Source organism: Brevefilum fermentans, assembly GCF_900184705.1.
Taxonomy (GTDB): domain Bacteria; phylum Chloroflexota; class Anaerolineae; order Anaerolineales; family Anaerolineaceae; genus Brevifilum; species Brevifilum fermentans.
Window position 1 is genome coordinate 2083859 of sequence record NZ_LT859958.1, and the last position, 20725, is coordinate 2104583.

At 49.6% G+C, this 20725-nt stretch carries 17 protein-coding genes; 14 read left to right on the forward strand and 3 right to left on the reverse strand.

Annotated elements, in window-relative coordinates; translation table 11 throughout:
• The first annotated feature begins 242 nt into the window (after positions 1–242).
• The 3 genes from CFX1CAM_RS09070 (at position 243) to CFX1CAM_RS09080 (ending at position 4572) form a co-directional block, all read left to right on the forward strand.
• The gene (locus tag CFX1CAM_RS09070) at positions 243–2366 is read left to right on the forward strand and encodes an ATP-binding protein (RefSeq protein ID WP_087862717.1); all 2124 of its coding nucleotides are present in this window, start codon (positions 243–245) and stop codon (positions 2364–2366) included.
• Between the two features lie 78 nt (positions 2367–2444).
• Positions 2445–3533, forward strand: a complete 1089-nt coding sequence (locus CFX1CAM_RS09075; protein WP_087862718.1) for an LCP family protein — start codon at positions 2445–2447, stop codon at positions 3531–3533.
• A gap of 82 nt (positions 3534–3615) precedes the next feature.
• Entirely contained in the window at positions 3616–4572 is a 957-nt protein-coding gene (locus CFX1CAM_RS09080) for a tyrosine-type recombinase/integrase (RefSeq protein WP_087862719.1), read from the forward strand.
• A gap of 31 nt (positions 4573–4603) precedes the next feature.
• Here CFX1CAM_RS09080 and tilS read toward each other — a convergent pair whose 3' ends face one another.
• Positions 4604–6043: a tRNA lysidine(34) synthetase TilS gene (gene tilS, locus CFX1CAM_RS09085; protein ID WP_087862720.1), complete on the reverse strand. Its 1440-nt coding sequence runs from the start codon at positions 6041–6043 to the stop codon at positions 4604–4606.
• A 72-nt stretch (positions 6044–6115) separates the two neighbouring features.
• Between tilS and coaE the strand changes: the two genes are divergently transcribed.
• The 5 genes from coaE (at position 6116) to lepB (ending at position 11591) form a co-directional block, all read left to right on the forward strand.
• Positions 6116–7225 (forward strand): dephospho-CoA kinase, encoded by a 1110-nt coding sequence (gene coaE / locus CFX1CAM_RS09090; RefSeq protein ID WP_087862721.1) that lies wholly within the window; start codon positions 6116–6118, stop codon positions 7223–7225.
• 20 nt (positions 7226–7245) lie between these two features.
• A complete protein-coding gene (cdaA, locus tag CFX1CAM_RS09095; RefSeq protein WP_087862722.1) occupies positions 7246–8142 on the forward strand; it encodes a diadenylate cyclase CdaA in 897 nt (298 codons plus the stop codon).
• On the forward strand, positions 8139–9368 hold the full coding sequence (locus tag CFX1CAM_RS09100) for a CdaR family protein (RefSeq protein ID WP_087862723.1): 1230 nt from the start codon (positions 8139–8141) through the stop codon (positions 9366–9368). Before cdaA ends, CFX1CAM_RS09100 begins: the two co-directional genes overlap by 4 nt.
• Before the next feature lie 171 nt (positions 9369–9539).
• The gene (gene der, locus CFX1CAM_RS09105) at positions 9540–10910 is read left to right on the forward strand and encodes a ribosome biogenesis GTPase Der (protein WP_087862724.1); all 1371 of its coding nucleotides are present in this window, start codon (positions 9540–9542) and stop codon (positions 10908–10910) included.
• Between the two features lie 75 nt (positions 10911–10985).
• On the forward strand, positions 10986–11591 hold the full coding sequence (gene lepB / locus CFX1CAM_RS09110; protein ID WP_087862725.1) for a signal peptidase I: 606 nt from the start codon (positions 10986–10988) through the stop codon (positions 11589–11591).
• On the opposite strand, the gene CFX1CAM_RS11640 is transcribed toward lepB, so the two are convergent.
• Positions 11556–11705: a hypothetical protein gene (locus tag CFX1CAM_RS11640; protein WP_157891816.1), complete on the reverse strand. Its 150-nt coding sequence runs from the start codon at positions 11703–11705 to the stop codon at positions 11556–11558. The genes lepB and CFX1CAM_RS11640 overlap by 36 nt on opposite strands.
• Here CFX1CAM_RS11640 and CFX1CAM_RS09115 point away from each other — a divergent pair.
• The 4 genes from CFX1CAM_RS09115 to rlmB all read left to right on the forward strand — a co-directional run bounded on the left by CFX1CAM_RS09115 (position 11690) and on the right by rlmB (position 15540).
• Positions 11690–11977 carry a YgiT-type zinc finger protein gene (locus CFX1CAM_RS09115; RefSeq protein ID WP_157891817.1) on the forward strand — a complete coding sequence of 96 codons (288 nt, stop codon included), beginning with the start codon at positions 11690–11692 and terminating at the stop codon, positions 11975–11977. The two genes, CFX1CAM_RS11640 and CFX1CAM_RS09115, sit on opposite strands and share 16 nt — an antisense overlap.
• Positions 11978–12280: 303 nt before the next feature.
• Positions 12281–13360 carry a PIN/TRAM domain-containing protein gene (locus tag CFX1CAM_RS09120; protein WP_087862727.1) on the forward strand — a complete coding sequence of 360 codons (1080 nt, stop codon included), beginning with the start codon at positions 12281–12283 and terminating at the stop codon, positions 13358–13360.
• Between the two features lie 44 nt (positions 13361–13404).
• Complete coding sequence (cysS, locus tag CFX1CAM_RS09125; protein ID WP_087862728.1) at positions 13405–14805, forward strand: cysteine--tRNA ligase; 1401 nt, start codon at positions 13405–13407, stop codon at positions 14803–14805.
• A gap of 3 nt (positions 14806–14808) precedes the next feature.
• A complete protein-coding gene (rlmB, locus tag CFX1CAM_RS09130) occupies positions 14809–15540 on the forward strand; it encodes a 23S rRNA (guanosine(2251)-2'-O)-methyltransferase RlmB (RefSeq protein ID WP_087862729.1) in 732 nt (243 codons plus the stop codon).
• Between the two features lie 105 nt (positions 15541–15645).
• Here the strand turns inward: rlmB and serS are convergent, their stop codons facing one another.
• Entirely contained in the window at positions 15646–16923 is a 1278-nt protein-coding gene (serS, locus tag CFX1CAM_RS09135) for a serine--tRNA ligase (RefSeq protein WP_087862730.1), read from the reverse strand.
• A gap of 373 nt (positions 16924–17296) precedes the next feature.
• On the opposite strand from serS, the gene CFX1CAM_RS09140 reads away from it, so the two are divergent.
• Both CFX1CAM_RS09140 and CFX1CAM_RS09150 read left to right on the forward strand, forming a co-directional pair.
• Complete coding sequence (locus tag CFX1CAM_RS09140; protein ID WP_087862731.1) at positions 17297–18271, forward strand: hypothetical protein; 975 nt, start codon at positions 17297–17299, stop codon at positions 18269–18271.
• A gap of 1273 nt (positions 18272–19544) precedes the next feature.
• The gene (locus CFX1CAM_RS09150; RefSeq protein WP_087862733.1) at positions 19545–20513 is read left to right on the forward strand and encodes a CAP domain-containing protein; all 969 of its coding nucleotides are present in this window, start codon (positions 19545–19547) and stop codon (positions 20511–20513) included.
• The last annotated feature ends 212 nt before the right edge of the window (positions 20514–20725 follow it).

Below are 20725 nucleotides of genomic sequence, written 5' to 3' on the forward strand. Positions count from 1 at the left end.
CCTTGACCGAAGGTCACCAAGTACTTCAACCTTGTGATTGACACAGCGGGTCAATCGTTTTCATTAACAAAATCATGATCATTATCAGGTATGATTGGGTTGGTAGCCTGTGACTCATGCTGCAGAGAGAAATGCAGCCTTTTATGATCAACTTAAACTGCCGACGTTTCGGTCTACCGTTGGAATGATACTTGCACTCATTTAACCGAAAATCGAAACTTTTTTAGCACCAAACATGGCTTATGGCAGCAAATCTTACATCACTCTTCAATTTTCTTACAACACCTCCGGGCGATCTGATCTACCACCTTGTAACCCATGTCACACTGGTTTTTGTGATCCTGTACCTGCTGTTCAAGCGCTGGGAACCCGATACAAGGGGGCAGGCGCGCCGATCTCTCATCGGTTGTATCATCCTCATTTTGCTTCAACTGAGCCTGTGTGCCCTGCGCTTCATCAGCTCATCAACACACTTGCATAACATCGATTTCCCACCCATTTTTGAACGGCTGGTTGCATCATTAACCATCCTGTGGGTGATTTGGACTTTATTCACCGGATCGCAACGAAAGACTGCCACAACCGTATGCATCACCCTGTCTCTGACATTGATCGTTTTAGCCCTGGTTTCGGTCTTAATCAAGCCACACTTTGCTGTCATTTTTCTTATCAATCCCCTGGCGTTGGATTTCATCTGGCAGTTGATCGCCCTGTTAATGATTGTCATCGGCATCATCCTGGCGATCTCTCTTCGACCTCCCATGATGAAAGTGTTGAACATCAGTCTGCTCGGATTAGCCTGCGGTCATTTACTTCAAATCCTATTGATCAATGAAATGGACTGGCAGATGGGCGCGGTGCGCTTAAGCCAGATGCTGAGTTTGCCCTGGCTTATAGCAATCATTAAATACCTGTCCTCGGGCATAACACATGTATCATCCGCGGCAAATCTCTCCGATACTGCAGTGATCAAAAATGGCAAGAAGCCTGTACTTGCAAACGCCGAGGTGACAGCCGATACAAAGCCTGCCCTGGTCAACCTTTTACTGAAAATCAATACCACCCAAACCAAAGATGAAAAATATCAAACCGTGGCGCAGGCGCTCAGTCTCAGTGTTGTGGCAGATATCTGCTTTCTGATCAGCAGATCCAAAGAAGATGAGAAAATTCATATCCTGTGTGGATATGACCTGATACGCGAGACCATCCTCAAAGCGGACATCCTTTCCAGAGAAGACCTGCCCAATGTAATCACAGCCTGGGAGTCCCGGCAAGCCCTCAACCTTTCGTATGCTGACGCAAACCTGCGCGATGCTCAAACCCTGGCCATGCTGCTCAACTATCACACCATTGGCAGCCTGTTCGCTTACCCCTTAGGACTGCCCGGCCATCCATGGGTCGGTGGTGTTTTCTTTCTTTCTCCGTATACCGGGAAACGCTGGGACGATAAAACCCTGCAGTTGATGGATCAGATAAAAGACACACTGTCCATGGTCCTGTTCGGACCAGACGCATTAGAAGCCGCCAGCCAGGAATCGATCCAGGCTGAAGTAAAAATCAATGCGCTACTTCAGGCAGCAGAAAATTTACACGCGGCACTCACAGAAAAAGAAACCCTGATCCGAGAAAAAGATGCTTTGATCAAAGGGTTGAAAGCAAAATTCCAGATCGATAGAATGGAGAGCGTCACCCGGCAGGAAGAATTACAGCAGAAAATTACTGATCTCACGGCTCAAATTGCAAGCCAACCGGGCATTTCCTCAAAATTGGAACAACTTGAGGAGGAAAATCGTCGCTTATCCAGTGAACGCGATCAGCTCATGCTGGATTTAAACCGGACGAAAAACATGCTCACTAATCTGCAGATGGAAGCCGGTCAGACCGGGCCGATCCGCCTCTCCCTGGAGAGTTCGATCATCAGCCTGGATTCGATTGCAGCAAATGCTCGTTTGCGAGTTGTCTCACAATTGCAGGGACGCAATATCGACCTCGAAATTCACAACCCGGACGGGCGCTTGATGATTAAAACTGATCCCGAATTATTGCAGACTGCACTGTACGAATTACTCACAAACGCCATTCTTGCCACTGAATATGGCGGGACAATCCGACTTGAGCAGAAAATATCCCTCGAAATGGGAATGTTAACGGTTCAGGTCACTGATTTTGGGGTGGGCTTGACACAAGCAGAACAAACCGCGTTATTCAGCGCCCAGCATGAAGTCATCCCTGGAATTGGAAGCGTCCCGGCTGTGCGCAACGCCATCCGGGCAATTCGCGTCCTCAACGGGAAAATTTGGTTAAAGAGCAAGAAGGTCTCGTACACAACCTTCCGTTTCCAAATCCCTGTCAGGATCATTGATTAATCTCGTTGCGATTTGAGCTATAATAATGAAATCAAACCGAGGCAATAAACTGAGGGAATCATCAGGTCAACGAAATTTATGGCATCAAGACAATTAACTTCCCATTACAAGGATGTTTACAGCCCGTCAAAGGGGTTCCAGGCTCTCATCGTCACTGTATTTCTTTTCCTGGTGTGCTTGCTAGGATTCATTCTTATCGTCGGTTTTCGATCGAATCATCAGGTCAGCCCGGCATATACTTACGCAATGCAAACACGGGCTGCGTATAATGCCGACCCAACACCGACACCCTTTCAGCCTGAAGCCTTCGGTTATGTTCCAAATGTAACCCCGGAGCCCATCGTTGCAGCCGACCCCGAGGTCTGGTCAAGTTCAATCGCGCCGGTAAACCTTGAAAAGCCTGAAGGTCAGATCAATGTTCTTTTGCTGGGAACCGATCTGCGCGAAAACGAAGGCGGGTTCCGCACCGACACCATCGTTTGGGTGTCATTGAACCCCAAAGAAGGGTTTGTAAGCGCCATCTCATTTCCGAGAGACCTTTACGTTCAAATTCCAGGTTATGGTGAAAATCGAATCAATACCGCTTTCGGCTGGGGTGGATTTTCCCTGCTGGCAGACACCATGGAAATCAATTTCGGTGTGCGCCCCGACAACTACGTTCTGATCCATATGAACGGCTTTAAATCCGTGATCGACAGCCTGGGGGGGATCAATGTCGAAGTTGAAGAGAATTTATCCGATAGCTGTGCCATCTGGATCAACGAAAGCGGCTGGTGCAGCGTTGGACCGGGCACTGTGAACATGAATGCAGATGTTGCCCTCTGGTATGTACGTTCGCGCTATTCCACCAGTGATGTTGACCGCGCCCGCCGTGCCCAGGAAGTGGTCGAAGCCATCTTCAGGCGTTTGATGAGCCTTGACGTGGTCTTCAAAGTGCCTGAACTCTACAATGCTTACACCAGCTATGTCCAAACTGATATCGAGGTGGGCAAAGTGATCGCCATGCTACCCCTGGCAAATACCATTTACGAGAATGGCGATATCCGCAATTATGTAGTCGGTTTTGAAGAAGCCTATAGTTGGGTCACCGCTGCTGGTGCCAGCGTTCTGGTGCCAAACAATATTTTAATTCAGGAATTGTTAATTGAAGCCTTGCAATTAAAATAGGACCAGCAATTGACATTCCCTTGATATCGATTTATAATCATTTTTAAACATTGACTACACGAAAATTATTCGGGGAGGTCTGATGACAAACCAATCCAGTGATTCAATGAGCGTGCCTGCCCATTTACATGAGCGGACGCATCTCAAGCCGGCCATCCAGGCCTGGATGTATTTTCTGAATGACAAGGGGCGGTCTCCTTATACCATTAAAGCCTTTGTCGCTGATCTCAACCTGCTCGATACCTTTCTGCCACCCGATATCACCATCGGTGAAATCACCCAGAAAGACCTTGAAAATTTCCTCAACTGGCTGGAAAACGAACGCGGTATTCCCTGCAGTCCAAAAAGCCTTTCCAGAAGGATCACCTCTGTCAAAAGTTTTTTCCGCTGGTTACAAAGAGGTGGTGCGCTGGTCAACGACCCGGCCGACAAGCTTCCGCAAAAAACGGTTTCCAGCCCCCTGCCAACGGTGTTGACCCACCCTGAATTGAAAACCGCACTGAAAACTGCAGAGAATATGCGTTATGGGGATCGACCCGACGCCCGACCTTACACCCTGCTCATGTTGCTTTTAGAAACTGGAATTAAGAAAGGGGAGTGCACTGAGATCAATCTCAATCACCTCGACGTTGAGAATCCACAGGATGCCTTTGTTTTTATTCGCTACACCAACCCACGCTATCGCTATAAAGAACGCAAGCTTCCCCTATCCCAGCAATGGGTTGAGGTTTTTGAAGAATATGCTCAGCAATATGCGTTACAGGATCGATTATTCCCCTGGACGGCGCGGCGCCTGGAATACATCCTCGAGGACATCTCAGCAGCCGCGGGCTTCGAGAAACGCATTTCCTTCGATATGTGCCGTTGGACGAGCGTATTAACCGATCTGATCGAAGGTGTTCCCTCGGATAAGATTCGCCAGAAACTTGGTATCTCGAAGATCCAATTTCGCGAGGCACGCCAGAAATTGCGCAGTCTTGCCTTACAACAGGGTTATGATCTTGGTGATGACCCTGAAGAAAGCCCGGCAGATAATTAGCCTTAGGTCCTTTTCTGAATTCACAAGGCGATCATTGATCGCTTTTTATTAATTTTATTTTCACAATTCGCTGTGTTTTTTCTGAAATTTTAAACCCTTCTGACGGGCGCAAGCCAACGACCCACGCAATTTGCCCCTCAGAAACAACCAGCGGCCAGAATGGACGCAAATGTGCCGGGACCTTTTGGTTGACAAACAAATCCTGTAAGCTTTGCGAATGTCCACCCATGCCCAGAGGCTGGAAACGTTCGCCCGCCGCCGATCCCCGCACCATCACTGGCATCGTCACACGATCATAATCGAGCCAGGCCTCATCCGTGGGTATATTTTTGACGTTTTCTAACAGCTCTGCTGAGATTTCCTCGAGAATTTCGGCTTCCAGTCGCCAACCATGCCTGAGTTTGACGTGTCTACCGATGTCCAGCGTCGCGTGATAAGCTGGCTCGGTCAACAGTGGCAGATCAAAATCCGGCAGTTCTGCTGACCAGGTTTTAACAATCAAAACATCTCCAACCACCACCAGGTTCAAACGGGCGATCAGGTCGATTTGATCCCCAGAGTTTGCGCCATAGGCAAAATTCAGCCCACGGTTGATCGCGTCAAAGCCAATATCGCGTAAATCAGGTTGCAATTTTTCAATGGCATGCCGTAACACCCGCCGCTGTAGAGCTGTTGGTTGCTGCAGAAAATGTGAAAGCTTGATCTCGATCCAATCTTTAGCCTCTTTTCGCAGGCATTCCTGGTACCCCTGAAGACTGAGCTGATCCATCCAGTTCGCCTCCTCATTTAGAACGTCCGCCATGCGCCAAATGACAGCCTTAAGCCGGGGATTGTAAGTTTCTAATTCCGGGATCAATTCCTGTCTGAGCCGATTTCGATAAAAAGTCGTATCGAGATTCGAGAGGTCTACACACGGCGTCAGACTTAACGAGTTCACATAAGCTTCAATTTCCACCCGCCAAAAACCAAGCAAGGGCCTGACCAACGGGATGTGTGCATCCCACTGGGGCATCAATCTCCGGAAAGGCATCCCCCTTAACCCGGATAGCGCGGCGCCGCGCAGCAAATGCATCAATACCGTCTCGACCTGGTCATCTGCATGATGTCCAACGGCGACGGCTTGGCATCGATGCTGCCGCGCCTGTTCAAACAGGAACCGGTAACGAACCTCTCGCGCGGCTTCCTCAATCGACAAGCGTTCATTTTGAGCAAATTCGCCCACGTCAATTCTCTGGCTAAAAAAGGACCATCCCTGTAAAGTGGCGATATTTTGCACAAAATCGGCTTCAGCTCTGGATTCTGAGCGCAAGGCATGGTCAACATGCGCAATCACCAGTGGATACCCCAGCGCCTCCAAACCGAATAGCAACGCCAGGCTGTCAGCGCCACCCGAAACCCCTACAAGGATGGGCACGTCTTGCTGCAAACCGCATTGAATGGAAGCCGCCTTAGCCAATTTTTTTAGAAACATATCCGAATTATAGCACCCAGCCAGCGATGAGCGCAGGACAAATGAGGTATACTTCAACGTGGACCGACGAAGATGATTGACTCAAGCTTCACAATTGGCATCACAGGCAATATCGCTACGGGGAAAAGCGTGATTCGCCACATGCTGGCTAACGCTGGCTTATTCGGTCTCGATGCGGATTCCATCGCCAACCGCATGTTGTACCCGGGAACACAGTCCTACCAGCAGGTGTTGGATGCCTTTGGTCCAGAGATTAAAACCGAGCAGGGTCAAATTTCCAACAAAAAACTCGGACAGATCGTTTTCAACGATCAGCGCGCATTAGAAAAACTGGAAGCCCTCGTCCACCCCGAGGTGATCAAGACGATTTTCAATCGAATACAGGCTGCCGGGCAGCCGGTGGTCTCGATCGAGGCGATCAAACTCATCGAATCCGGTCTCAGTAACCATTGCGATAAAATCTGGGTCAGCTATGCTTCCTTTGACCATCAAATGCGACGTTTACGAAGTTCGCGGGCTCTAACGGATCAAGAAGCAAAGGCCAGGATCAATTCCCAACCTCCGCAAATCGACAAATTCGCTCACGCCGACGTGATCATTAATACAGAAACAACATTTAAAGAAACCTGGATAAGGACACAACGGGCGCTTAATGATACAATTCAATCAATAAATGATTTTGCGCCTCTGCACATTAATATTTCAAAGGACTGGTTCGGCACTTCCGTCAACACCGTGCCTGCAACACAGTTAGAAAGAGCATGGAAGGAACTGACCCGGCAATCTCTCACTGATCTGTATGAATGCCTTGGGTCAAAAATGGTTCTTGCACTCTCAAAAAATGAGCACATCCAGGCATTCGTCCTCTGGGAAAGCTGGAATTTTTCTGGCACCCTGAACCGGGTTTTCCCCGGTGAATTCTTCGAAGCACAGCCCGCACTGGTTTTTGATGCCTTTGAGAAGCATGCTCAATTTCACCAGGTGGAGATCTTGCTGGTTGCCCAAAAAATACTTGAGGCTGGAGAAATCCGACCTGAACAATTCGCATTTGATCTTCAGCTTCCTGCTCAAATCACCTACCCGGCTTGGCAAATTGCGGCTCAAAAAGCAGTTTGTAACACGCCCACCTCGATCTGGCAAAAGGTGTTGGCGCAGCCCTTTGAATCGATCAATGCAGCTTAGTTTAATCTTTTAAGTTTCGTATGGCTCAATTCTTAAACGACCTCTCATTTCTTATTCAGCGCTTTGGTTGGACCGATTTACTCGATATCGTCCTGGTTGGCGCGGTCTTTTTTATCGTACTGATGTTTCTGCGCGACACTGAAGCCCTGGTGTTGCTACGTGGAGTGTTCTTTATCATCGTCCTTCTGGCATTGTTCACCAGCCTGATCGAACTGCCAGCCTTTTCCTGGCTGATCAGAACGGTTTTGCCAGCCCTGGTGTTTGCCATTCCGGTTATTTTCGCCCCAGAAATCCGGCGCACATTAGAGCGGGTTGGTCGGGCAGGAAATATATCTTTCTTGATCCGTACGCGCAACATCACCGAAAAACAATTCCTGGAAACATTGGATGCGATCATCAAAGCCAGCGGGCGCCTTTCTGAACGCCACCATGGGGCTTTGATTGTCATTCAACGTAACCAGGGGCTGAGCGAATATGTTAATACCGGCGTATCATTGAACGCCCAGGTGACGCCCGAATTGCTGTTGCAAATTTTTTATCCTAACACGCCTCTGCATGATGGTGCTGTCATCATCGTTAATGACAGGCTGGTTGCAGCCTCCTGTGTGATGCCGCTCTCGTCCAGCGGCGTGCTCAACCGGTCGCTCGAACACACACTGGGATTGCGCCATCGTGCTGCCCTCGGCATTACAGAAGTCAGTGATGCCGTTGCCGTCGTAGTCTCCGAAGAAACCGGCAGTATTTCCATCGCCCAGGATGGAAAAATATTCCACCGCCTCAATATGGAGCGCTTTCAACACACCTTGCTGGCTTTCTTCCAGGCAACCGACTTAAAGCGAGAAAAAAGCCTGACAGCTCGCTTATTATCCCTGTTTACCGCAGGTAAAGGCGTAGATAAAGAGGGTGATGAATTATGAAACACTTTCGCAGGATCATTCGCAGCCTCCCCACCCTTCTGACGGCTTTGGTTTTTGCCACCATTGTATGGATCTACGCTGTCACCCTGGCAGACCCCACTGAAACGCGTACCTACCCCAGGCCCCTGCCCATGGAGATCATCGGCCTGGATCCAGATCTGACCATCATCAATGAAATTACCCAACAGGTTTATTTGACGATTCGCGCCCCATCCTCATTTCACACACAACTCGAAAATGACATCAACCTGATCGATGTGGTGCTTGACCTTTCCGGCCTGGAATCTGGAGTGCATATCCTGACCCCTCAGGTCAACCTTGCCCTTTCACCAGCTGAAATCACACGCGTAATGCCATCCAATGTAACCGTTAAATTAGATGCAATCGTCACTGAAAGTTTTCCCATCAACCTGAAGGTGGTTGGAAACCCAACGATTGGTTTTGAAACCCAGACACCAGTATTGAGCGATCAAAACGTGTTCATCTCCGGTCCCAGATCGCTGATTGAAACCATCGACCATATCGACGCTGAGATCAATATTTCCGATGCAACCGAAGATGTTCAGCGCATGATCGAACTAACCCCGCTCGATGCAGAAGATAATCCAGTTACAGGAATCAGCCTCAACCCGGCTTCCATCCAGGTCACTGTACCAGTCACTCAGCGCGGTGGGTTTAGAACAGTGGTGGTAAAAATTGTCACCAGCGGACAGGTAGCCCCCGGGTACCGACTGACCAACATTTTTTCTTCCCCACCCGCTGTAACCATCTTTTCAGCAGATTACGACCTTGTCGATTCTATCCCGGGTTACGTTGAAACAGCGCCAATCAACCTGAATATGGCCAGCGAAGATATCGAGATCAGGGTTGCTCTGAACCTCCCAGAGGGCATAAACGTGGTGGGCAGCCAGAATGTCACCATTACAATAAGTATCGATCCTATCGAGAGCAGCATCCGCTTTGTCAACGTTCCCATACAAATTAGAGGCTTGGGAGCTGGCTTAGCGGTTGAAATTTCACCTGAAAGCGTGGACATTTTCCTCTCGGGTCCCCTACCGCTGTTGGATGGGCTCAGCCTGGAAGACATCTTTGTCCTGATCAACCTTTCAGACCGGGGACCGGGGACATACCAATTAGCCCCAACAGTTTTGCTGGAAAACAACCTGATCAGTGTTGATGCCATCCTGCCAAGTTCCATCGAAGTGACCATCAGCGAAGCGAAATAAGGCATCAAAGCCTGAAAAAATCAATCGTAAACATTTTTGTGGCGGTGGGAATTTTTTACATCTGAGATAGCACACGTTGAGCCGGTACCCTATTAGACCAAAGCGTACATTAAAGTTAAGCTGTCTCGCCCTCTACACCCTCCCCTTTTGCGTGAGGTATAATCACGACCCATGGGTAAACCTGTTATTGCCCTTGTGGGCAGACCCAATGTCGGCAAAAGCGCTCTTTTCAATCGCCTGGTCGGTGAGCGTCTGGCCATTGTTGATGAGATTCCTGGCACCACCCGGGATCGCCTCATGGCAGAAGCAGATTGGAGCGGGTATTACTTCTATGTCATGGATACTGGCGGGATTGACCCCACCAAAGGCAAAGACCAGGCCCCGCTTTCGATCGGATCTAAGGCGTTCATCCAGGAAATCCGCGCCCATGCTGAAAGGGCCATGGAGGAAGCGGACCTGATCCTGTTCATCGTTGATGGTCAGGCGGGAATCACACCGGCAGACCAGGAAATCGCCGAGATTTTACGCCGCAAACAGCGCACCGTCGAGGGGCGACTTTACCCACCGGTCATCCTGGTGGTCAACAAAGCGGAAAGCGCCAAAATTCGCCAGGTTGCAGCCGATTTTTATCAACTCGGTCTGGGCGATCCTTACGCAATTTCTGCGCTACATGGGACCGGCACGGGCGATCTATTGGATGAAGTTGTTCGCTACATTGCAGAATTTGGTGAGGATACCGAAGAAGACCTCTCTACCAAGATTGCCATTGTCGGCAAACCGAACGTGGGCAAATCCAGCTTACTGAATAAGATCATCGGCGAAGAACGCGCCATTGTCAGCGAAATCCCTGGCACCACCCGCGATGCCATCGATACCAAGCTTGAATTCCAGGGGTATCCCATCACCTTGATTGACACCGCCGGGATCCGTCGTCGGGGCAAGGTTGAACCAGGCGTTGAAAAATACAGCGTCATTCGCAGTATGAACGCTATTGAACGCGCCGACGTCGCTATCCTGGTCATCGATGCCACCACCAAAATTACCGCACAAGACACCCATATTGCCGGATACATCAAAGACGCGTGGAAAAGCGCCCTTGTGGTTGTCAATAAATGGGATTTGATCGAAAAAGACACCTACACCATCAACGAGTACACTGAACAAATTCGTCAAGAGCTGAACTTTATGCCTTATATCCCGTTGGTTTTCATCAGCTCACTCACCGGTCAGAGAGTCGACCGGGTGCTCCCTCTTGCCCTCCGGGTTCAGGAAGAGCGCCTGGTACGCCTGTCTACATCACAAATCAACCGGATTATCCAGGCTGCCCAGGACCGTCATCCTGCCCCATCAAGGTCAGGTCGTTCACTCAGGATTTACTACGGCACCCAGGTGAGAAACGATCCGCCCACCTTCATGCTGTATGTTAACAACCCTGAATACGCACATTTTTCCTATCTCCGCTTTCTTGAAAATCAGATCCGGAAGGAGTATCTCTTCATTGGAACGCCCATTCGCCTGGTGCTGAAAAAACGCCGTGAATAAACACCCTTTCGGGTGGGATACGATATAATTAACTCATGCATAATGGGAATTCAATAAGCAGAAAAAGAAAATTTAATGTTAGACACTCTTCAATCCGAACCAACATCAGCTAATCCCGCCGACGGATCTTCAGGAAAATCCAAACGATCCGGCTGTTTGGGGTTTTTCATAGACACCGTTGAAACCATCCTGCTGGCTCTGGTCCTGTTTTTAGCCATCAACGCCCTTTCTGCCCGGGTGAGGGTAGAAAATGTCAGCATGAAGCCCACCCTGCAAGAGGGTGAATTCTTATTGGTCAACCGGGTAGCCTATACCTTTGGTCAACCCTCCATTGGCGATATCATTGTATTTCATGCTCCTGGGGCGAGCGACATGGACTATATTAAGCGGGTCATCGGTCTTCCTGGTGACCAGGTTCGCATTACCGATGGCATCGTTTATGTCAACAATCAGCCGCTCTACGAACCCTATATCGCAGAATCGCCGCGTTACACCGGCACCTGGGACGTTCCACAAAATGAATATTTCGTTTTGGGGGATAATCGCAACAACTCCAGTGACTCACATATGTGGGGCTTTGTGCCCCATGAAGATATCGTCGGAAGGGCTTTGCTGATTTACTGGCCTCTCTCAGAGATAACCCTGTTACGCAGTTCGGGTATCGTCACTGCCATTCAATAAAGCAGCCTTGCCAACCGCTTTGGCCAGCATCAGGACGTTGATGACGACCTCCTTCTCAAAAACCAATTTGGTGATAAAATCATTGCCAAAGGATGCCCATGCAAACACATTCATCTGAGAATCATGAATCCTATCCATGCCAAAAATGTCAGGGCGGACGCAAGCATCGGCAAACCATCACCCTGATGACCTGGCTTGGCGATGACCTGATCACAGTGCCCGACTTCCCCGCCTGGATTTGCGACCTGTGCGGTCACCGGTTGTACGATTCCCACGCATTAGCCCAGTTGAGTTTGTTGCTCAACCCGGATGTCGGGACACCTATCCAGCATCGATTGATTAACACCCGGAAAAAGCCTACAGCCAATTACCCCCCATTTGCCTGACCCATCTCATCCGCATACGAACCCGAGTCCCCTGTCAACCTTTCTGATTTTTTTAAAAGCCGGTAATTAAAAAATCGGACAGCCTTCTTTTTTTCTGACGGGTTGCAATTAAACATCGAAAGTTGAGGGAGTCACCAGCTCGATTTTCCAGAGGCGATAATTTAACCAGATAGTTTGAAATTATTATGATTAATCAGAATATTTTATAGTTTTAGGCAAAAAATTGACTAATTTCAACCCGCATGTTATGATTAACACTGTTATTATTTATTTTATTTTGCACCTTAAAAGGAGTCATTTATCATGTCCATTGAACTTATTTCTCGTATTATTGGACTCATTGTTTTTGGATCGGTCGGTACTTTCTTCGGACATAATCTGGGGATCATGCTTCAACGTAGCCTGTCCATAGAACCTCTACCGATCATTGTATATCGAATTGGTTCAGCCGTAATTTTTGCAATACTGGGTTTCATCATTACGCCCTGGATTACCGTCAAGCCAATTAAATCTCTACGAAAAAACCTGAGTAACCTTTCCGCACAAACCCTGATCTTTGGGATAATCGGCCTGGTGGTCGGGCTGGTTCTGACCCTCCTGCTTGCCTACCCCATGTCCCTGTTGGGCCCCCCCTTCGGAAATATTTTACCGGTCATTAGTGCAGTCGTTTTGGGCTACCTGGGATTGATCACTTTCGTCGCCCGTCAAAAGGAGTTACGCACCTTTTTCCGGATCGGCAGCCGCAGCCGGGCCAGCGATGGTGGGTCTATTGACTCGACCAGTACCGTCGATAGCTGCCGTATCCTGGTCGATACGAGCACGATCATCGATGGACGGATTTACGACATCGCCCGCACAGGTTTTCTGCCCGGTCAATTGCTTGTACCGCGTTTTGTGCTCAATGAATTACAATATGTCAGCGATTCTGCCGACAACCTGCGCCGGCAGCGCGGTCGACGGGGAATGGAAGTCTTATCCGAATTGCAAAAAGACCCCAACATTCCCATAACAATCACCGATATCGATGTGGAAGGCGTGCGCGAGGTGGATGATCGCCTGGTGGTCCTCGCCAGGCAATTGAATTGTCCCATCCTGACCAACGATTACAACCTGAACCGCATTGCTGAACTGCAAGGCGTGAGCGTTCTGAACATCAATGAGCTGGCTAATGCCGTCAAAGCCATCCTGCTGCCCGGCGAGTCAGTTGAAATGGCAATTATCCAGGATGGTAAGGAATACGGCCAGGGCGTCGGCTACATGGAAGATGGCACCATGGTCGTAGTTGAGGATGGCCATGATTTTATCGGTAAAACCATCAGGGTGACCGTCACAAAAGTTCTCCAAACCGCGGCTGGCAGGATGATCTTCGCCAAGCCCGATTGAACTGACGATTTACCGGATCAATATAGCACAGGAGTTTAGCCAGCATGACTTTAAGAATTTACGATACCCTGACCCGCAGCAAGTCTGAATTCAAAACCATCGAAGAGGGAAAGGTCAGGATGTATGTCTGCGGTCCAACAGTATACGATAGCGCCCATGTTGGACACGCCATGTTTGCCCTGGTTTTCGATATCATTCGCCGCTACCTGATTTACCGTGGTTATGAAGTGAACTATGTGATGAATTTCACCGATGTGGATGACAAAATCATCGATCGTGCCAATCGTCTGGGGGTTGACCCTTTTGAGCTGGCTGAAAAATACATTGAAGAGTTCAAACACAACCTGCGTGATCTTAACATCCTGCCCGCTTCAGAAAACCCCCGCGCCACGAATGAAATCGACACCATCATCAAAATGGTCAGCCAGTTGATCGAAAAAGGCTCTGCTTACGAAGTTGATGGTGATGTGTATTTCCGAGTTGAAACCGCCAAGGATTACGGTAAGCTTTCAGGGCGTAAGCTGGAAGAAATGAACGCAGGCAGCCGCATTCGTGTGGATGAGCGCAAAGAAAACCCCATGGATTTCGCTGTGTGGAAGAAAGCCAAGCCTGGCGAACTCGCCTGGGACAGCCCCTGGGGACCCGGTCGACCGGGCTGGCATATCGAATGCTCTGCGATGAATCTCAGCCACCTGGGCGAACAAATCGATATTCACGGCGGCGGCAACGATTTAATCTTTCCCCACCATGAAAACGAAATTGCTCAGACAGAAGCCATCACCGGCAAGCCCTTTGCTCGTTACTGGATGCACAATGGCATGCTGCAGCTCAAGGGCGAAAAAATGTCCAAGTCCACCGGAAACCTGGTGCCGATCAGCGAATTCCTGAACGAGTATTCAGGCGATGTGCTCCGCTTGCTCGTACTCAGTTCATATTATCGCAGTCCGCTCACCTTCAACAGCGAAGTCATTGAAGCCAACCAGCGCGCGCTTGAACGCCTCCTTTCTGCCCTGCGCCCTGCCCAGCCCGGAGCTGCTGGCGCGTCCAAAGCCGTCCTTGGTGTGTTGGCTGAACAACTTGAAGCCACACAGCAGGGCTTTGTCGAGTCAATGGATGAAGATTTCAACTTTGCGGGCGCTCTTGGTCACATTTTTGACCTGGTCAGGGCGATCAACCAGGCTCGTGCAGAACAAGCCACCGATGAACAACTGGCGCCTGCACAAACCGGCTTTAAACTGCTGACGGATGTGCTCGGTCTTGAGCTCAAAACACCCGAACTGACCACCACTGGCGCAGACGCGTTTATCGACCTGATCCTTGCCCTGCGCAAAGAACTGCGCCAGAAAAAACTATACGAATTATCAGACCACGTGCGGGATGAGCTGATGAAGCTGGGTGTGATCATCGAAGATACTCCCCAGGGTTCAACCTGGCGATGGGAGTAAGCCGTGAGTGAGTGGATCACCGGGCGCAATCCGATCTACGAAGTCTTGCGATCCAAACGACGGCAGATCAACCGCTTGTGGCTGGCAGAAAAACTTCAACCCAGCGACCGCCTGGTCGAAATCATCCACCTTGCCCGCGCTTTACGGATTCCCATCGAACAGGTCATGCGAGCCAATTTAGATGGCATTGACCCCCATCACCAGGGCGTCGCCCTCAATGTGAGCAGCTATCCCTATTCAGACCTGGAAAGCATCATTCATACCGCCAAAATACGGGGAGAACCGGTGTTTGTTCTCCTCTTAGACCAGGTGCAGGATCCTCAAAATTTAGGCGCCCTGCTGCGCTCTGCAGAAGCCTTTGGCGTGCACGGTGTTGTCCTACCCCTGGCACGATCAGCCGCAGTGACCCCCGCCGTGGTCAGCGCCTCATCAGGGGCTACTGAGCTGCTCCAGATCGCTCAATACAACCTGGTCCAGGCTATGGACCATCTGAAAGAGGCTGGCGGTTGGATGATCGGACTGGAGGACAGCCCCAGGGCACAACCCCCCGAAAAAGTTAACCTGAGCGGCGGGATCGGATTGGTGGTCGGCAACGAAGCCAGCGGTTTACGCCGCCTGGTCAAGGAGAGGTGCGATCTGCTCATGCGACTGCCCATGCAGGGGCAGATCGATTCACTAAACGCAGCCGTCGCTGGCTCGATTGCCCTGTACCTTGCCCGCCAGGCTCGGGGTTGATCCGAAATTCAAAATCCCCAACGGACGCTCCCAATCCTTTACCTTGTGCAAATAAAGACGCCGGGATTAATAATTTATTAAATAATTGTTCTTCAGCCCCAAACCTTAACTCTCCCGCCTGATCACGGTTTCCCCGCCCATCAGCGGAAGCAGCACCTCAGGGATCGCTACCGAACCATCAGCTTGTTGGTAGTTTTCCAGCACCGCGATTAAGGTGCGTGGGAGTCCCAACCCCGAGCCATTCAGGGTATGCACAAAGCGAGTATTCTTTCCATCGCTCGGTCGGTATCGAATGCCGGATCGCCGCGCCTGGAAATCGCCAACAATGGAGATTGAAGAAATTTCCAGCCACTCCCCGCAACCTGGCGCCCACACCTCAATATCATAGGTCTTATGCGACCCAAACCCCAAATCGCCCGTGGATTGCAACAGCACTCTGTAAGGCATGCCCAACAGAGCCACCGTCTCTTCGGCGTCGCTAACCATACGCTCAAGTTCAGTGGCTGAATTTTCAGGCAGACAATAAGTGTACAGCTCCACTTTGTCGAATTGATGGCCGCGTTTAATGCCGCGTACATCTCGCCCAGCACTGACCTTCTCCCGCCGGAAGCATGCGGTATACGCTGTATACCGCAACGGAAGTTGCTCTTCATCCAAAATCTCGTCCATATGCAAACCGGTCAATGGCACCTCAGCCGTCGGAATCCACCACAGGTCCTCTTCATGATCCTTATACAGGTTGTCTTTGAACTTGGGCAACTGCCCCGACCCAAATAAAATATCTCCCCTGACCATCAGGGGCGGGTATTTCTCCAAATATCCCTGCCGGATATGCAGGTCAACCATCCAGAAGATCAGCGCCCGCTGCAGGCGCGCTCCGGCACCGCTGAGCACATAAAACCGCGATCCAGCCAGTTTAACACCCCGCTCAAAATCGATGATGCCCAATTCAGGCCCCAAATCCCAATGCGGCTTGGGTTCAAAGTCAAACTTTGGCAGGTCGCCCACCGTACGAATAACGATATTGTCGCTGTCATCCACACCCACGGGGACATCAGGATCAGGGATGTTAGGCAACTCTGAAACGAGAGTGTTGAGTTTTCCCTCAACCACTTTTAGCCTGTTGCCAGTCTCATCAATTTGGTCGCCCAGATGGCGCATTGCCTCAATCTTTTCCTTGCGCTGAACCTGGTCTTTAATTTTTGAAATCTCCTTCGAGACAAGATTACGTTCAGCTCGCATCTCTTCCACATCTTGGATCAACTGACGGCGCTGTTCATCCAGCAAAAGAATATCATCCACCGGCGAGGGGTCCATATGGCGTTTTTCTAGTGCCTCTCTTACACGTTCCGGTTCCTCCCGGATCAATTTCATGTCCAGCATTCGACGACAACCTCCGATTTTCTCAATTAGGGCTGATTCTACCTCAATATTCTCATCTCTTCCCTAGCATATAACTGCAAAAAAAGATGCCCTTCATCCCGACCAACTTTCCGTCCATTAAATTGATCTACACCGAAATTCATTCCAAAATTGCGTTATCTTGCATTATAATGAGCGGGGATTCGCGGAGCGTTACCCAAAAACAACCGGTCTGGAACCATGAAAGCATCCATTAATACCGGGTAACACCGCGAGTTACTGCACCTGGCAAATCGATATCGTCGTTATTCTCTTTTGATGGAGCCAACCTGGTTGAAGTCCATCACTGCCAGTAAAAATTATATCAAATCGAAACCTAATAGAAAGGAATGCTATGCCATCCAAAACCCAGAACAAAAATGCAACAAAAATTTCAGCTGTGATTGGTTTTATCATTTTAACAATTACAGCGACCGTCCTGCTCGTCAATGCCGTTATTCAAAGCTTTCCCATACACCCGGCAGCAGGCATCGCTGTAATTCTGATTGCCATTGGCACATACTTCACAATTTTTACCGAAGGAAAAACGATTTTAAAGGCTGATTTTGGATCAGTCGATTTCTCAACAAAACTGTTTGAGTTTATCGCTGTTTTTGTCGGCGGTATATTAAGTTTCTACCTCAATAACAACCTTGGTTTAGGCTTGGTGGTCGGGTCTGCCCTGGTCGGTCTGCTGGCTGTGGTGGTTGCCCCCAAATACGCTGTACCTGCTTATTGCGGTTCTTTCGCAGGCATGTCTTCGGCTGCTTTATTTCCCAAATACCATGGAATCATTCTAGCCAGCGCCATTGCAGGCCTTATATATGTTATTTGTCGGGATATTTTCGGTGGGTTTGGTGGAAAATTAGGCGCGATGAGCTTTATAAGCGCGATCGCTGCCGGATTGCTGTTGAGCGGAACTTTCGCTACCGCACCAATTCCAAATTGGAACACCAGCCTTTGGATCCTACTGACAGCATTCATCGCCGCACCCCTCACCTTCTACCTGAACACCGTTCTCGGCAAAGGCCCTGTTCTTGCCTCAACTTTAATCGGTTTATTGGCAGGGTTAACTTTGCCGGTGTTGGTTCCAGGAATTGGCACCCAGCTCGGTGTTGTAGCCATTTGCGCCAGTTTTACCGGTATGTCAAATGAAAAGCGCAGTCCAAAGTTCTGGTATATGCTGCTTGCCGGGTTATTTACCGGGTTTCTGTTCATTCTCAGCACGCCGCTCCTGGGCGGATGTGGCGGTAAGCTGGGCACAACAGCCTTTGTCTCCATCATGGCTGTCAACGGGTTAACCGGCCTGGTTAACAAGATTCGCAAATAAATCTTCTTGTCGCCAGTCAACGGATGATACCCCCTTACCTAACAGCTCCCTTCTCCCAGGCAGGGAGAAGGGCTGGGGGTAGGGTCAGCATTATTCTTCCGCATCGCATCGACGTAACTTGCTGCAAACAAAGACACACGTGAAAACCCCGAGGGTCTGAAGAGAAAAAGCGATTCGTTCTTTTGAAATTAACCCCAATCAAATCGCAAACAAAGACCCACGTGAAAACCCCGGGGGTCTGAAGGTAATAAACAGTTTTCTCTCCTTGAAGTAATGCCAGCTAAAGCGTAAAAAAAGACCCCCGGGGTTTATTTGATTTGCTCAACCCCGGGGGTCTGAAGAGAAAAAGCGATTCTCTCTTTTGAAATTAACCCTAACCAACCGCAAACAAAGACCCACGTGAAAACCCCGGGGGTCTGAAGAGAAAAAGCGATTCGTTCTTTTGAAATTAACCCCAACCAACCCGCAAACAGAGACCCCCGGGGTTTATATCCAATCTTCTCAACCCCGCGGTCTGAAGAAAAAAAGCAATTCATTCTTTTAAAATTAACCCGAACCAAATCGCAAACAAACATCCATGTTAAAACCCCGGGGGTCCAGGGGGTTGAAGGGGAAAAAGCAATTTGTTCTTTTGAAATTAACCCTAACCAACCTGCAAACAGAGACCCCCGGGGTTTATATCCAATCTTCTCAACCCCGCGGTCTGAAGAGAAAAAGCAATTCATTCTTTTAAAATTAACCCGAACCAAATCGCAAACAAACATCCATGTTAAAACCTCGGGGGTCTAAAGGGAAAAAAGCAATTTGTTCTTTTGAAATTAACCCCAATCAAATCGCAAACAAAGACCCACGTGAAAACCCCGGGGGTCTGAAGGTAATAAACAGTTTTCTCTCCTTGAAGTAATGCCAGCTAAAGCGTAAAAAAAGACCCCCGGGGTTTATTTGATTTGCTTAACCCCGGAGATCTGAAGAGAAAAAGCAATTCGTTCTTTTGAAATTTACCCCAACCAACCCGCAAACAAAGACTCCCGGGGTTTATGTTCAATCTTCTCAACCCCGCAATCAAATCCCCGGGGGTCTGAAAAGGAAAAACGGTCCGCGCTTTTGAAGATAACCCCAACCAACTCGCAAACAAAGACCCCCGGGGTTTGTGTCCAATCTTCTCAACACCGGGGATCTAAACAGGCGAGCACTCCTCCACTTCCCATAAAAGAATCATAAGAACCTGCGGGGCTTTCTTCTTTTCAGGTAAACAAGCTATAATAACCACACCATGCGTGAAAAAACGCAGCAGTTGATCCTGCTAATCCTGGCACTCATCCTGGCATTTTTTGTTCAGCCTCAACCGACACACGCCCAGGCCGGTTCAGCCGCGGATTTAATCAACGCGGTCAACCAGTTGCGTCAAAGCCAGGGTTTGGCTCCCTATACCGTTGATAATTACCTGATGGGCTTTGCTCAAAGTCACAGCGATTACATGGCTTCAATCGGGCAATGGACGCACACCCGCGCGGATGGGACAACCTCTTTTGACTATGGGATCAAAGAAAACGTTGCCATGGGTAACAATATGTCCATCCAGTATTGCGTTTACACCACTTGGTCCGATTGGGTTCATTTGCAGACAATGACGGGTTACGCCTCAGGTAGGGTGGGCGCAGGGGTGTCTAGCGCAAACGGGATTGTATATTACACCCTCAATGTTTTGCCAAACGAAACCGTAGTCAGGCAGCCAACCACCGCCAGCAGTAACAACAACCCGGCACAGCCTGCAGATTCCAGTCCGCCCAGCCTGCTGGTTTCAGCCTCGCAGGTGATTATCGCCACACCCAATCCGGACGGCAGCGTCATCCATACGGTTCGCTACGGAGAAACATTGTGGGCGATCTCCGAAGCCTATGACATCCCGATCGATCAAATTTTAACCAACTCGGGATTAAGCCTGGGAACCACCCAGGTCCTTGAAGGACAGGATCTGGTGATCATTCCCCCGGCTGACCCGACGGTCACACCGACGATCACCGCCACCCCCACTCCACCCACCCCAACCCCCACCCAGCCACGACCCACCATGACCCCTTTTCCAACTCGCACCCCCATGCCAACGCTCACGCCAACCACGCCCCCTTCTGCGCTGCACAGGGCTCTCAGCAACGGGAAGAACCTCGGACTGGGGTTAATTCTGACCAGCGGTTTAGGCATCATCGTCGTTGTATACCTGGGTTTCCTTAAGAAACGATAATTCCCCCATTTTCCCCTTGACAGAACTAAAAAAACTGTGATACACTTTTCCTGTTATTAATGATGCCTGCAGATCAGACCATTCAGATAGAATTTTATCAGAAAGGAAGGCAATCGCGTGAACAGAACTCATTTTGACAATCATGTGTTGCGGTATCGTACCGTCGATTCCTTCGGACGCGATCGCCAACCGCGGAGTGCGCCTATTTTTAA